Annotated in this window: 12 protein-coding genes; 5 read left to right on the forward strand and 7 right to left on the reverse strand. The window is 50.8% G+C overall.

Translation table 11 applies throughout. The features are described from left to right. Window positions 1–103: 103 nt before the first annotated feature. The 4 genes from BMY09_RS07315 to BMY09_RS07330 all read right to left on the reverse strand — a co-directional run bounded on the left by BMY09_RS07315 (window position 104) and on the right by BMY09_RS07330 (window position 3402). On the reverse strand, window positions 104–1009 hold the full coding sequence (locus BMY09_RS07315) for a sensor domain-containing diguanylate cyclase (RefSeq protein ID WP_175483464.1): 906 nt from the start codon (window positions 1007–1009) through the stop codon (window positions 104–106). Window positions 1010–1150: 141 nt separating this feature from the next. Continuing rightward, window positions 1151–2308, reverse strand: coding sequence for a type III PLP-dependent enzyme (locus BMY09_RS07320; RefSeq protein WP_205210285.1), 1158 nt, complete (start codon window positions 2306–2308; stop codon window positions 1151–1153). 142 nt (window positions 2309–2450) lie between these two features. Next, window positions 2451–3059, reverse strand: coding sequence for a CBS domain-containing protein (locus tag BMY09_RS07325; protein WP_091355993.1), 609 nt, complete (start codon window positions 3057–3059; stop codon window positions 2451–2453). 85 nt (window positions 3060–3144) lie between these two features. After that, complete coding sequence (locus BMY09_RS07330) at window positions 3145–3402, reverse strand: DUF1127 domain-containing protein (protein WP_245756521.1); 258 nt, start codon at window positions 3400–3402, stop codon at window positions 3145–3147. Window positions 3403–3566: 164 nt separating this feature from the next. Here BMY09_RS07330 and BMY09_RS07335 point away from each other — a divergent pair, with 164 nt between their 5' ends. After that, on the forward strand, window positions 3567–5000 hold the full coding sequence (locus tag BMY09_RS07335; RefSeq protein WP_091355998.1) for an aminotransferase-like domain-containing protein: 1434 nt from the start codon (window positions 3567–3569) through the stop codon (window positions 4998–5000). Window positions 5001–5451: 451 nt separating this feature from the next. On the opposite strand, the gene rlmF is transcribed toward BMY09_RS07335, so the two are convergent. Both rlmF and BMY09_RS07350 read right to left on the reverse strand, forming a co-directional pair. Continuing rightward, window positions 5452–6420, reverse strand: a complete 969-nt coding sequence (gene rlmF, locus BMY09_RS07345; protein ID WP_091356004.1) for a 23S rRNA (adenine(1618)-N(6))-methyltransferase RlmF — start codon at window positions 6418–6420, stop codon at window positions 5452–5454. Window positions 6421–6485: 65 nt separating this feature from the next. Continuing rightward, window positions 6486–7049: a hypothetical protein gene (locus BMY09_RS07350; RefSeq protein WP_091356007.1), complete on the reverse strand. Its 564-nt coding sequence runs from the start codon at window positions 7047–7049 to the stop codon at window positions 6486–6488. Between the two features lie 177 nt (window positions 7050–7226). Between BMY09_RS07350 and BMY09_RS07355 the strand changes: the two genes are divergently transcribed. Both BMY09_RS07355 and hpaR read left to right on the forward strand, forming a co-directional pair. After that, on the forward strand, window positions 7227–8069 hold the full coding sequence (locus tag BMY09_RS07355) for a DMT family transporter (protein WP_091356011.1): 843 nt from the start codon (window positions 7227–7229) through the stop codon (window positions 8067–8069). An 88-nt stretch (window positions 8070–8157) separates the two neighbouring features. After that, window positions 8158–8589 (forward strand): homoprotocatechuate degradation operon regulator HpaR, encoded by a 432-nt coding sequence (hpaR, locus tag BMY09_RS07360; protein ID WP_091356014.1) that lies wholly within the window; start codon window positions 8158–8160, stop codon window positions 8587–8589. A 93-nt stretch (window positions 8590–8682) separates the two neighbouring features. Here hpaR and BMY09_RS07365 read toward each other — a convergent pair whose 3' ends face one another. Further along, on the reverse strand, window positions 8683–10146 hold the full coding sequence (locus BMY09_RS07365) for a succinate-semialdehyde dehydrogenase (protein WP_091356017.1): 1464 nt from the start codon (window positions 10144–10146) through the stop codon (window positions 8683–8685). 395 nt (window positions 10147–10541) lie between these two features. On the opposite strand from BMY09_RS07365, the gene BMY09_RS07370 reads away from it, so the two are divergent. Both BMY09_RS07370 and BMY09_RS07375 read left to right on the forward strand, forming a co-directional pair. Next, window positions 10542–11810: an alginate export family protein gene (locus BMY09_RS07370; RefSeq protein ID WP_091356259.1), complete on the forward strand. Its 1269-nt coding sequence runs from the start codon at window positions 10542–10544 to the stop codon at window positions 11808–11810. Window positions 11811–11884: 74 nt separating this feature from the next. Then, the gene (locus BMY09_RS07375) at window positions 11885–13297 is read left to right on the forward strand and encodes an aldehyde dehydrogenase family protein (RefSeq protein ID WP_091356020.1); all 1413 of its coding nucleotides are present in this window, start codon (window positions 11885–11887) and stop codon (window positions 13295–13297) included. Window positions 13298–13303 lie beyond the last annotated feature (6 nt).

Consider the following 13303-nt stretch of genomic DNA (forward strand, 5'->3'; position numbering starts at 1 on the left):
AAGGGCTATTCACTGAATACCCATGCCATTGATGACCAACAGAGGGCAGATACACTGCCTTCTTCTCCTGACTCAGTCGCCCCTCCTGTGAATGCTAACAGGATCACTCACTGCCACTGATCTGGTTTCCCCCCTGCTGCTTGCATATTTGCAGACTACTCTCAGCCCGGTTAAACATCGATTCAGCGCTATCGTCCTCACCCGTCAGCGTGGCGACACCAATGCTTACAGTAAAAGCGATATCAGTTCCCGAATTGGGTGCGGACAGATCTGACACCATATTGCGTACCCGCTCGGCGGCCAGAATCCCCTGCTCCGCATTGGTTTCTGGCAGCAGTATAGCGAAGCCATCTTCACCAACCCGGGCGAGAAAGTCGGCAGTGCGTTTGAGACTGTTGAGCGATTCTGCCAGGCGTTTCAGAATCTGGTCACCCACGTCCCAGCCCCGCTGATCATTAATCAGCCGCAGGCTGTCCACATCAATCAGCATCAGGCTACAGACCCAGTCATAACGGACCGCCTGAGCAATTGACTGAGCCAGCACCGGCATCAGCGCCCGACGGTTGTACATACCGGTAAGCAGATCTCTTTGTATCTGAGAGGATTCCCGCTGAGCCATTTTTCGCCGACTGATATCTTCTATCCGACAGACCACACTGGGCTCATCACCGGACGAAGGAGCCATACGAATCTCAACCCAACAGGATTCCACCATACCCTGCTGTTGCAGATAGATGAACTCGGTCGGGTCAAACAACACCTCTTTAACCATCAGTTGATTCAACCCCAGAGACTTATCAATCATTCCCTGAAGCTGCGAAGCGATCTCCCCGGGGAAGATGTCCGTCAGCTGTTTACCCGTCAGTTCATCCGCGCCTCCCCAGGGGATGGCTGAATCATTATGCGAAGAGAAAATGATCGTACCCTGCTGGCTCAGGATCAGCACATCTTCAGAGAGGACGTTGAGCAGAGCGTCAATTCGGGTTTGAAGAAGGTTGGCATTTTTCATTCGCAACTCCATGACAGATAGGTGTTAAGCCTCACTTATAACACAAGCGGGAGACCTAGCTGAAGGATCGGTTCTCATTCTGTGTAGATAAATCAATTGAACATAAAAAAACCCGCCGAAGCGGGTTTAAAAATTCAAAGATCAGATGCAGTAGCACTTCAGTGGAGGAAAACCGTTGAATTCAACCGAACTGTAACTGGTTGTATACGCCCCGGTAGAAAACCAGTAGAGCCGGTCACCAATCTCTAAGGAAAGCGGCAGCTCATACTTATAGTTTTCATACATGATATCCATACTGTCACAGGTTGGCCCCGCCAGTACTACCTCTTCGCACTCGCCGTCGCGCTCAGTTTCCAGAGGAAACTTGATCGCTTCACCCAGGGTCTCGATAAGGCCATTAAACAATCCTACATCGGTGTAAACCCAACGGTTCAGTGCGGTATGAGATTTACGGGAGATCAGCACAACCTCGCTGACCAGCAAGCCGCTGTCACCCACCAGGGAACGACCCGGTTCCAGAATAATCTGCGGCGGGTTATCACCGAAATCTTCCATCAGATAACGGGTGATCTCTTCACAATAAACAGAAAAATCGTTCGCTTTGGTCAGATATTGCGCCGGAAATCCACCACCCATATTGATCATACGCAGTTCAATATCACACTCACTGCGCAGCCGTTCGAAGATCACCTTCACCTTCGCGATAGCCGCATCCCAGACATCGATCAGGCGCTGCTGTGAGCCGACATGGAAAGAGATGCCATAAGGCTCCAATCCCAGTTTCTTCGCCAGAATAGCCAGGTCCAGCGCCATATCCGGGTTGCAGCCAAACTTACGGGACAACGGCCAGTCAGCACCTTCCGCACCCTCGGTCTGAATACGGATATAGATCCGCGCACCCGGTGCGTATTGGGCAATATTTTCAAGGTCAGCTTCTGAGTCTGTGGCAAACAGGCGCACACCTTTATCGTAAAAATAGCGAATATCTTCACGCTTTTTAATCGTGTTTCCGTAACTGATCCGGTCAGGAGTGACACCATGCGACAACACCTGATCCAGTTCATAAATAGAAGCGATATCAAAGCTTGAACCCAGTCCCGCCAACAGACCCACTATCTGAGGATGTGGATTAGCTTTTACCGCATAGTAGATCGAGGCAAAGTCAAATCCGTTCTTCAGTTCCTGATACTTCTCTGCAACGGTTTGCAGATCGATTAACTGGAATGGAGTCTGATACTGATCGGCCGCTGCTTTCAGGCGAGCCCATTTTTCAGCAGAGATATGATCCGGAAGTTTCATCACTATTTTTACCTGTACTCCTGCCGGTGTCTCCGGCGGACAAGAGGAGGGTTAGCTCCATTAGAAAACGCGCAGTATAGTTAAAACGTCTCAGCTGTAAAGTGAATTTAGCGGCTTCTGAAAATAAATTTTACACTTATAATCAAACCACCATTTCTCCGCCCTGCGTTATAATTTTTTCTATCTCCGCGAAGGACTTTGCTTCATACATAATCTCAAATCCAACCTTGAGTTTACGGGAGATATCGCTGGCTGAGATGATACCCCGGACACGTCTGATTCCCAGTTCGGTTTCATCGACCACCAGCAGATGCTGATCCCCGGAGTTTTTCAGTGTCAGCATGATATCGCCGATGCGGGAGTGACGAATCTGATCAAAGGTCAGTGAACGCAGGTATTGTTTGTGCAGCATAATATGGCCTACGGCCACCTCATTCCGGGCGACACCGTGGTTTTGCATATAAACGATCACTTTGCTGCCGGCAATATCCTGGGCACTGATAACCCCCACAAACCGACCTGCCAGCGTGATAACAAACAGCATTCGCACATGCTGGCTTTTCATCCGTTCAAGAGCATCATCTACGGAGACGCCCTCGGTTACGGTGATCGGCTCGGTCTGACTAAAATCGGTCATAACTTCACTGGCAGGACTGCGAAGACTGATCGGTTCCTGACTGACTTCAGGGCTGAGCAGATGCTCAACTTCACAATTGTCCTGTAAACGTAAAGGATAAAATTCCTGGAACACGGGCACCTCCGGTTGTTATTTTATGGTGTCCTTACAGCATAGTTCTGTTTTACCCTGCCCTGCCAGTATATTAATCGTTAAGCCATTAAAAACTCAGATAAAAGGTCAGCCCCAACCCGGCGACCAACGTCAGTGATACAACGCTGTAAGCGACCAGCACAGACTGATTATCGTCTTTCAGCTCATCGGTTTTACAATCCCAGAAAGGTCTGCGCGCTTCCCTCATTGCTTCCGAGCGGGTTACGCCGATATCACTGAGCGCCCGGTCATCCAGTTGCCTGAGCAGGCGTCTGCTGTAATAGGTTTGCCGGTATTGCTTTAACCGGAGAAGAATCTTAAACATTGTAAAGCCCTCCATATTCAGAGCTTCAGTTTATGGACATATCTGATACCATTACAGATTCAATAATAATTTTAAAAACACAATACAGATTCGAAAACTCCTTATCTGTATTGGTTTAAACGCAATAATCTGTACTGCTTTTTACACTGTATGGGACCATTCTGATGAAACTGTATGAACAAGTTGCCACAACCCTTAAAGATCGTATCGATCTCGGTTATTACCACGAGGGAGACAAACTGCCCTCTGTCAGAGGATTAAGTCAGGAACATGGCGTCAGTATCTCTACCGTGCAGGAAGCCTATGGACTGCTCATTGATGACGGCGTTATTGAGTCCCGCCCCAAATCGGGTTATTACGTTTTACTACGTCAGGCTCCACCCGAACTGCCAGCCACCAGCAGTCCGGCATCGCAACCCCTGGTGGTTGCCCAATGGCAGAAACTCCAACATATGATCAATGAGTACGGCAGCCAGGAAACCACTAAGCTGAGCCTGGCGCTACCTGACACTCATGCCGCCACCCTGAAACCCTTAACAAGACTCATGGCGGAACTCAGCCGCAGTGCCAACCGCAATGTGCTTGATTATGAGCATGCCGCAGGCTCTGACCTGCTGCGCCATCAGATCGCCCGGGTGATGGTGGACTCCGGTTGCCGGATCCACCCGGATGAGATCATTATCACCTCAGGATGTCAGGAAGCGCTGTCCTGCAGTCTGAGAGCGGTGACAGAACCGGGCGATATTGTGGTAGTTGATTCACCCAGCTTCTTTGGTTCGGTTCAGGCGATTAAAATCAACGGCGTAAAAGCGCTGGAAATTCCCACACATCCTGAAACCGGTATCTCCCTTGAAGCACTGGAAATGGCGTTTGAACAATGGCCAATAAAAGCCTGCCTGCTGACGCCGACCAACAATAACCCACTGGGCTATTCAATGCCGGACCAGAATAAAATCCGCCTGCTGGAACTGCTGAACCGCTATGATGTGCCGCTGATTGAGGATGATGTGTACGGTGATCTCAGTTACACCCTGCCCCGGCCGAGAACCATTAAATCCTTTGATACCCAGGGGCGGGTGATCCTCTGTTCCTCGTTTTCCAAGTCTATCGCACCCGGCATACGGGTCGGCTGGATCTCCCCCGGACGCTATCGGGAACATATAATGATGGTTAAATACCTCTCCAGTCTGTCTACCCCTAAGCTGACCCAGATGGCGGTGGCCGAATTCATCGCGCAGGGGTATTACGAAAAACATCTGCGCCGGGTTCGCCGGGATTATCAACGTGACCGCGATGCGGTGATCGGCTGGTTAAAGCGGGAGATGCCGGAAGGCACCCGTATCAGTTACCCTCAGGGAGGTTACCTCCTCTGGGTTGAACTGCCTGAGCAGGTTGACTCCAATGAACTGAACACCCGGGCAAAGGCACGGGGCATCAGTATCGCCCCGGGAACGTTGTTCTCCGCTTCAGGTAAATACCGCAACTTTATGCGGATCTGTTGCGTTAACAGTTCCAATCCGGCACTGGAAAAAGCGATCGTAACGTTAGGGCAACTCAGTAGAGAGCTGATGGCGCAGACGCTGCTGCCTCATGAGTAGACTACTCCAGTTAAATTGCACGTGAAAACATCTCATGATTTACGCTCCAAACTCTGGGATTTTTGACTAGACTTTACTCATACGTCAGGAGACAGCTTACCGGGAAGGTGGTTGTCGTTTTTTATGGCAATCCAAGGGGGATTGAATGTGGATGGATATAACCTGGAGTCACGCGTAAAAAGTCTCGAGGTGCTCACCTCTCTGCTACTAGCAATAACCAACAATTTACAACAGGGTTCACCTGCGCCCTTAGAAACTCTCAGACACCTTCTTAACGCACATCCGGATATTCTTACGGAGGATCTGCTTAATTATATGGAGGAGTTAGAAAACACGGCAAAACTGCTTCAACAACAACAGCACTAGGGTTATTACCTGCAACTGAAACTTGTAAATTTCAACCGCGAATCTGATCGCTGCAACCGATAACCATACCGCTGAGGGCGATAGTCTATTTATCGCCCCAGTGTAACTCGCGCCAGTAAAGCTGCTCAGCTTCAGGCAGAAAGGTCCAGCTCAACAATCGACTGACCTTCATCCCCTGCGACATATTGACCACCCTCACCCGTCGCGCACCGCTATTCTTTAATACCCGCTTAAGCTGGATAATGTTTTCGTGTTTGGAGACCAGGGCACTGAATAGATAACACTGCTGTGAATATTCCCGGCTCTGAGTAATCATTCGCTTCAGAAAAGCCAGTTCACCTCCGTCACACCACAACTCATTACTCTGCCCGCCAAAATTGAGTTTAGCACTGGAGGCGGGTTTACCGAGGTTGCGCAGTTTGCGCCGGTTGCCAGCTTCTGCCGCCTGAGGGGAGCTATGGAAGGGCGGGTTGCAAAGGGTAAAATCAAAACGATCCGCTGGCTTGATCACCTGTCTGAAAATATTCCGGGAGTCTGTTTGTAAGCGACACTCTATCTGCCCCCGCAGAGTTGGATTTGTCTGAACCATCAGATTTACAGTATTCACAGCTATCGGATCTATATCAGTGCCAACAAACTGCCAGCCAAAGGTGCGACAACCAATAATGGGATAGATACCGTTAGCACCTACACCGATATCCAGTCCGGTTATTTTGCGGCCCTTTGGCACAATCCCCCCATTATCGGTCGCCAGCAGATCTGACAGATGATGGATATAATCAGCGCGCCCGGGAATGGGCGGACACAGATAGCCTGCGGGAATATCCCAGAAGCTGATGCCATAACACTGCATCAGCAACGCTTTATTCAGCGCCTTAACCGCATCAGCGTCATGAAAATCGATTGTCTGACTGCCAAACCGGTTAACCGAGACATAGGGACTGAGCTCCTGGCAAACCTGACAAAGCCGGTCAAAATCATAGCGGCCCTGATGGGGGTTGTCAGGATGGAACCGGGCCGTCTGTTTGCCCTCTGGATGCTGTGCTTTAACCATGACCCGAAATCACTCTGCGTTGAATTCCGGGCATTGTATCTTAATATCAGATCAAAAAAGAGCGGTCAGCGTATCTCGATAAAAGGCAACCAGCGTTTCTCCAGATCAGCCGTATCTATATCATACTCACCCACTGGCGGCTGAGAGAGATCATCGGGAGGCGAAGCCAGGAGATTGAGATCCAGTGCCTTTGCAGTACCGCGAATACCTTCATCGGTTAACTTCATTTTGTAGTAGATGCCGTTCCAGAAATTGGCACCAAAGGCTTCCGGCTTCTTAAACATAAATAGCAGGTCATGCTCCAGCCATCTGAGATCATCCGCAGTGACGGTTCTGGGCTGTTCATATGGGTAAGGGATAAAACACCAGAGTTCTGGCCCTTCCAGGCACTTCATCTCTTTCATGGAGAGAAAGTAATCTTTAAACAGATGATGGTCCAGAGTCATCTTATAACTGAACGCCCCCGCCGGGGTGGCGCTGAACACCAGCTCGCCAATAGACTGCTCAGTACCATCTTTCTGCAGCAGATAGATCTGCCTGGTTCCCTCGCTCAAGCCCGCCGCGACGGTCGGTGCCATGGGGACGCACAGGGCAATAAACAGTACTAACCCTCTAGTTATTTTTTTCATCTCAACGCTCCTGATTATTCTCTATCAAGTGTAGGAGGATGAAGCGGAAGCTCTATGGTACTTCCGTACTGTTTTCTCCATCAGTAACGCTGACCTTTAACAATAATATCGTTACAATGCCTGACCCTGTCGGTGCCAGACATAAACAAAACAACACTCACCTGGTGAAGGACTCTGATGAATACTGAATACCTGAAAGGACTCCTGCTCACCTCTCTGGGCGTGCTGGTACTGAGCTTTGATGCCCTGCTGATCAGGCTGATTCAGGCTGAACCATTTAGTCTGCTGTTCTGGCGCGGCCTGCTGCTGGCTCTGATGGTCGCTCTCTGGTGTCGCTACCGTTACCCGGGAAAACCGCTCTTTTATCGCGACTGGGCCAGCATCCGTTCAGCACTGTTTTACAGTATCTGTTCAATACTCTTTGTCACCGCGGTTCATCACACCTCGGTGGCCAATGTCCTGGTTATCATCAGTGCCCAGCCTCTGTTTGCAGCGATTATCGCGCGGCTGTTTATTGGTGAGCGCTCTGCGCCCATTACCTGGATCGCGATAGTGATCTCCATGCTGGGCATCGGCTGGGTCATGAAAGACTCCTGGTCCAGTCCAAACCTCGAAGGGGACCTGATGGCACTCTTTTGTGGTATCGCTCTCGCGGCTAAGTTTGTTAACGACCGCGCCGTAAAACATCGGAATATGACCCCGGCACTGATCACTTCAGGTCTGCTGGTCAGCCTTACCAGTCTTTTCTTTGCCTCACCGCTGGCACTGACCGGTGCCGATTGGGGCTGGATGCTGTTATTGTGTGTTATCGTTGTACCCACCGCTTTTGTCCTGATTACCTTAGGTCCTACGCGTATTTCTGCAGCAGAAGTGGGTATGCTGATGTTGCTGGAAACAGCTTCCGGACCACTGCTGGTGTGGTTGTTTATCGGTGAAGAGCCCAGTCTGGCAGCGCTTCAGGGGGGGGCACTGGTCATCATTACCCTGCTGATTCATGGTTATATACGCTGGAAAAAATAGGCTAGTGTCACGCGGCTAAAAAAACATTTGCATCAGCACTGCTGAATCGTAAGAATAAGACAAATACTTTAGATATTAAGAATCTCATATGCGTAAATTCGAAGACTCTCTGCCACTGCAACTACTCAAAGCCCGGGAAGCGACAATGGCATATTTTCGTCCACTGCTTCAGGAAAACAATATTACTGAGCAGCAATGGCGTGTTCTCAGAGCACTCAAAGCCTATGAGGAACTTGAATCGAAACAGTTAGCCGAGCATTGCTGTATTCTCAGCCCAAGCCTGACAGGCATTATCAAACGCCTTGAGCAACAGGGCTATATCAAACGGAAAAAATCAGAAGAGGATCAGCGACGTACGCTGCTAAGCCTCACAGACAAGGCTCTGAATCTGTTTGAGCGTCTTAGTCCTGATGTTGATTCACGCTACCGGGCGTTTACCGAGCAGTACGGAGCGGAAAAACTCGAACAGCTCACCCGCTTGCTCAGGGAGCTCACTGAACTCGAAGGCCACGCTGACTGAAACCTCAGGGGATAAACTGATTCAGCTGAAGACTGATTCAGCTGAAAAAGTGGCGACATAGCCACTTTTCAACCGAATCAATAAACGACCGTATTAACGCTGTAAACCGCCGATACAGATATACTTGGTTTCCAGATAGTCATCCAGACCATATTTAGAACCTTCACGACCCTGACCCGATTCCTTCACCCCACCGAAAGGGATCACCTCGGAGCTGATCGCCGTTTCATTGACGCCCACCATGCCATACTCGATCCCCTCTGACACCCGCCAGATACGACCGACATTTTCAGTATACAGATAGGCCGCCAGACCAAACTCAGTATCGTTGGCCATCGCAATCGCCTGCTCCTCGGTGCTGAACTTAAACACCGGCGCCACCGGGCCAAAGATCTCTTCAGAGAAGATACTCATCGCGTCATTTACGTTGGTCAGTACGGTTGGCTCGTAGAAGCAGTTACCCAGTTCTGAAGGCTGACCACCGGTAACGACATTAGCCCCCTGCTCCACCGCATTCCTGACAATCGCATCGATATCACCCAACGCTTTCTTAGACACAACAGGTCCGTGAGTTGTATCCGCATCAAAACCATAACCCAGACGGAACTCTTTCACCGCCGCGGCAAACTTTTCCACGAAGGCATCATAGATCCCCTCCTGCACCAGCAGCCGGTTGGCACAGATACAGGTCTGTCCGGAATTACGGTATTTGGATGCCAGAGCACCCTGGACCGCCAGATCCAGATCCGCATCATCGAAGATAATGACCGGTGCATTGCCACCCAGCTCCATAGAGGTGCGCTTAACGGTATCGGCACACTGCTTCATCAGCAGTTTGCCCACCGGAGTAGAACCGGTAAAGGTCAGCTTTTTAACCGTCGGGTTAGAGGTCATCTCACCACCCACGGATGAAGAACGTGAGCTTGGCAGAACGCTGAACAGACCCGCAGGCAGGCCCGCGCGCTTCGCCAGTTCCGCCAGCGCCAGTGCAGACAGAGGTGTTTCTGCTGCCGGTTTCAGGACGATGGCACAACCAGCAGCCAGTGCAGGAGCCGCTTTACGGGTGATCATCGCATTGGGAAAGTTCCATGGCGTAATCGCCGCCACAACACCGACAGGCTGCTTGATAACGATGCTACGACGATCACTGGCAGAAGGCAGAACGTCACCATAAACACGCTTGCCCTCTTCGGCAAACCATTTCAGGTAGGACGCTCCGTAAAGTACCTCGCCTTTAGATTCGAAAACCGGCTTGCCCTGCTCGATGGTCATAATCGCGGCCAGATCATCGATATTGTCGATAATCAGAGCATGCCAGCGTTCCAGTATCTCAGAGCGCTGCCCTGCCGGGCGGGCTTTCCACTCCAGCATGGCAGCATCAGCCAGCGCAATCGCCCGGGCAGTCTCAGCTTGCCCGACACTGGCCACATCGGCAACAACATCACCGGTGGCCGGATTCAAAACCGAGAAGGTTTCACCCGCATCGCCATCAAGCCACTGCCCGCCAATAAACGCCTGAGTCTTCAGCAACGAGGAATCTTTCAGATCTAATTTCATAGCTATCTCTTTTTAACGTTGTCGGGCTGCTGTGTCCCGTTAGAATCAATTTAGTCTGTCATAATACACATAATTACTTAACATGTTAAGTTTTATAATAGCTGATTCCATCAGGCCCTTTATGGCTATGCTTTTACCCGATAAAGCGGTGCCATAAGAATGGGGCTTACCGTTTATGTTGAGCCATCACTCACCATGAGTGTCTGACCTGAAATATAGACAACCTGCTCAGAAGACAGGAATAACATCCCACAGGGGATATCAACCATACGGTTGATTACTTTTAAATCGAATAAGGGGTCGAATAAAGCTGCAGCATATGTGGTTGTCTACCCCCTTCAGCAACCTCCGCTGCCATAAAAAAAATACCAGGAATCCCCCGGAGGATCATGTCGATGACACAACACTTTAAACAAAAGCTCTCTGCCGTAGCCCTGGGCTCAGCGATTGCCCTGGCGTCAGGCTCAGCCTCTGCTTATAACCTGTATAGTGACAACGGTTCTGAACTGAACCTGGATATCGAAGCAGTTGTGGGCACGTTTAGCAGTCAGGAAAACTATTTCGGTAAAATGGGTGACGGCTCTGACTGGCAGGAAGGTTACCTCAAAGCAGGCTTTAGCGGCAGCAAGACTATCGATGATGTGAACTCTCTTTATGGCGGCATCAACTTTGTGTCATCCGGTACATGGGGTGACGGTGATGCTGGCGGTAATACCGATGGTAGCGAACGCCGTACGGCACTTGAAGATGCTTACATCGGGTTTCGGGCAGGCATGGTTGACCTTTCAATCGGCCGCCAGAACTTCTCAATCGGTGATGGTTTCCTGATCAACGGCGACGCCCTGAACCTGGGTGAAGGAGTCTTCCCAGACTCTAACCGTGGGGGCGCATACTGGCTGGCAGCCCGGAAAGCGTTTGATCAAACTGCGATTGCACGCATTGGTGGTGAAGAGGGTCTGCGTGGCGATCTGTTCTATCTGCACTCTGATAATACCGCACAGGCAGAGATGGAACTGGCAGGCGCGAATGTCGAGTACATCACCGGGAAAGGTACTTTTGGTGCGACTTACATAGAAGGGCTTGGAGCGGTTGGCAACAGTGCACGCGACGGCCAGAAAACAGTGAGCGTTCGTTATCAGGGTAATGCTGGCGTTGACAACCTGTTTTTGTCAGCTGAATACGCCGATCAGTCTCAGGGCGACAACTCTGCCGATGCAAACGCCTGGTATGCCGAAGCTGGCTGGACCTTTGCTGATGTCGCCTGGTCTCCACAACTGACCTACCGTTATACCAAGTATGAGGATAACTTCGACTCTCTGTTTTACGGATTTAATCGCGGCTACGGCACCTGGTTCCAGGGTGAGGTTGCGGCCAACTACGCCGGTCCATTCGGTACTTCTGCCGAGATCCAGCATGTTGCACTGAAAGCCTCTCCTACAGAGATGCTGTCTGTTGGCGCACTGTTCTTTGATTTCAGCAACTCAACCTCCTTTGGCGCGAACTCCGATGGACAGGAAGTGGATCTGTACGCTGAGTGGGTAGTGAATGATCATCTGATCATCAGCCCATTGATCGGTGTTTATACCCCTGATAGCGATAATGCTACTCAGAACACCAACGACGATAACCTCTATGCTCAGGTTATCGCTATCGTTCCTTTCTAAATATCGGGCTATTTCTATATAACTATAACAGAGCCCTGCACTTGCAGGGCTCACTTATCTCCAGGAGAACCGAGATGCTGACCTCTTTTTCATTAACCATTAACGGTAAACAACTTGCTGGCGCAGCAGGCACCTTTGACGTAATCAACCCGGCGACCGAAGAGGTTATTGTGTCTGCCCCTCTCGCGTCGGTCGAACAACTGGATCAGGCCGTTGCCGCAGCCACCCATGCCTTTAAAACCTGGCAGCACACATCCGATGCAGAACGCCAGTCTCTGATGCATAAGATTGCTGATCTGATTGAAGCCAATGCTGATGAGCTGGCGGAGATCATTGTTCTGGAGCAGGGTAAGCCGATGTTTCTGGCTCAGGCAGAAGTCGGGGGAGCGGTCGCCTGGACCCGCTACAATGCAGACCTGACTATTCCGGTAAAAATTATCGAGGACAGCGAGCACAAACGGATTGAAGCACACCACAAGCCGCTGGGGGTTGTTGCCTCTATCACGCCGTGGAACTGGCCACTGATGATCGCTATCTGGCACATCATGCCTGCACTGCGCACCGGTAATACCGTCATCTGCAAACCATCAGAATATACGCCACTGAACACCCTGCGACTGGTTGAGCTGATCAACGAAGTCCTGCCTGCAGGCGTGGTAAACGTGGTAACTGGTCAGGCTGAAATTGGCGGCGCGATCAGTAGCCATCCGGGTATCAGTAAAATCGTCTTTACCGGATCAACCCCTACCGGACAGCGGATTATGAGCAGTGCCGCAGCCAACCTTAAACGTCTGACGCTGGAGCTGGGTGGCAACGATGCCGCCATCGTCCTGCCGGATGTCGATGTTGATGCGATTGCCGAGGGGATCTTCCAGACCGCATTCCTGAATATGGGACAGACCTGTGCGGCGCTCAAGCGTCTTTACGTGCATGACGACATCTATGATGCACTATGTAACAAGCTGGCTGAGATTGCTCAGGCACAGATTGTTGGTAACGGTCTTGAAGCTGGAACCACATTCGGCCCGATACAAAACGCCAACCAGTTCAGAATCGTCAGCGAGCTGGTAGACGATGCAAAAGCCAACGGTGCGCGCATTATCTGCGGCGGCGAACCACTGGAAGGCAATGGCTATTTCTATCCGCCAACCATTGTTGCGGACATTACCGATGGTGTCCCTCTCGTTGATAAAGAGCAGTTTGGCCCGGTACTGCCTGTTATTCGTTTTACCGACGTGGAAGATGCTCTGGCCCGGGCGAACTCTGCCACTGTTGGCCTGGGTGGATCAGTATGGTCCGCAGATATTGAGAAAGCTACGCAGATCGCCAGTCAGCTTGAGTGTGGCACCGCGTGGATCAACGGACACGCTGAAGTACTGCCCCACGCGCCCTTTGGCGGCTGTAAGATGTCCGGCTTTGGTGTCGAGTTTGGTGAAGAGGGGATGTTGGAATATACCCAGATGCAGGTACTCAATATCAATAAATAGTCCCTC

It is taken from the genome of Amphritea atlantica, from assembly GCF_900111095.1.
GTDB lineage: Bacteria > Pseudomonadota > Gammaproteobacteria > Pseudomonadales > Balneatricaceae > Amphritea > Amphritea atlantica.

What these genes read in the sequence shown, in the direction of transcription:
- BMY09_RS07315 (WP_175483464.1), bottom strand. Translation starts at nt 1,009, where the DNA reads ATGAAAAATGCCAACCTTCTTCAAACCCGAATTGACGCTCTGCTCAAC.
- BMY09_RS07320 (WP_205210285.1), bottom strand. Translation starts at nt 2,308, where the DNA reads ATGAAACTTCCGGATCATATCTCTGCTGAAAAATGGGCTCGCCTGAAA.
- BMY09_RS07330 (WP_245756521.1), bottom strand. Translation starts at nt 3,402, where the DNA reads ATGTTTAAGATTCTTCTCCGGTTAAAGCAATACCGGCAAACCTATTAC.
- BMY09_RS07335 (WP_091355998.1), top strand. Translation starts at nt 3,567, where the DNA reads ATGAAACTGTATGAACAAGTTGCCACAACCCTTAAAGATCGTATCGAT.
- rlmF (WP_091356004.1), bottom strand. Translation starts at nt 6,420, where the DNA reads ATGGTTAAAGCACAGCATCCAGAGGGCAAACAGACGGCCCGGTTCCAT.
- BMY09_RS07350 (WP_091356007.1), bottom strand. Translation starts at nt 7,049, where the DNA reads ATGAAAAAAATAACTAGAGGGTTAGTACTGTTTATTGCCCTGTGCGTC.
- BMY09_RS07355 (WP_091356011.1), top strand. Translation starts at nt 7,227, where the DNA reads ATGAATACTGAATACCTGAAAGGACTCCTGCTCACCTCTCTGGGCGTG.
- hpaR (WP_091356014.1), top strand. Translation starts at nt 8,158, where the DNA reads ATGCGTAAATTCGAAGACTCTCTGCCACTGCAACTACTCAAAGCCCGG.
- BMY09_RS07365 (WP_091356017.1), bottom strand. Translation starts at nt 10,146, where the DNA reads ATGAAATTAGATCTGAAAGATTCCTCGTTGCTGAAGACTCAGGCGTTT.
- BMY09_RS07370 (WP_091356259.1), top strand. Translation starts at nt 10,542, where the DNA reads ATGACACAACACTTTAAACAAAAGCTCTCTGCCGTAGCCCTGGGCTCA.
- BMY09_RS07375 (WP_091356020.1), top strand. Translation starts at nt 11,885, where the DNA reads ATGCTGACCTCTTTTTCATTAACCATTAACGGTAAACAACTTGCTGGC.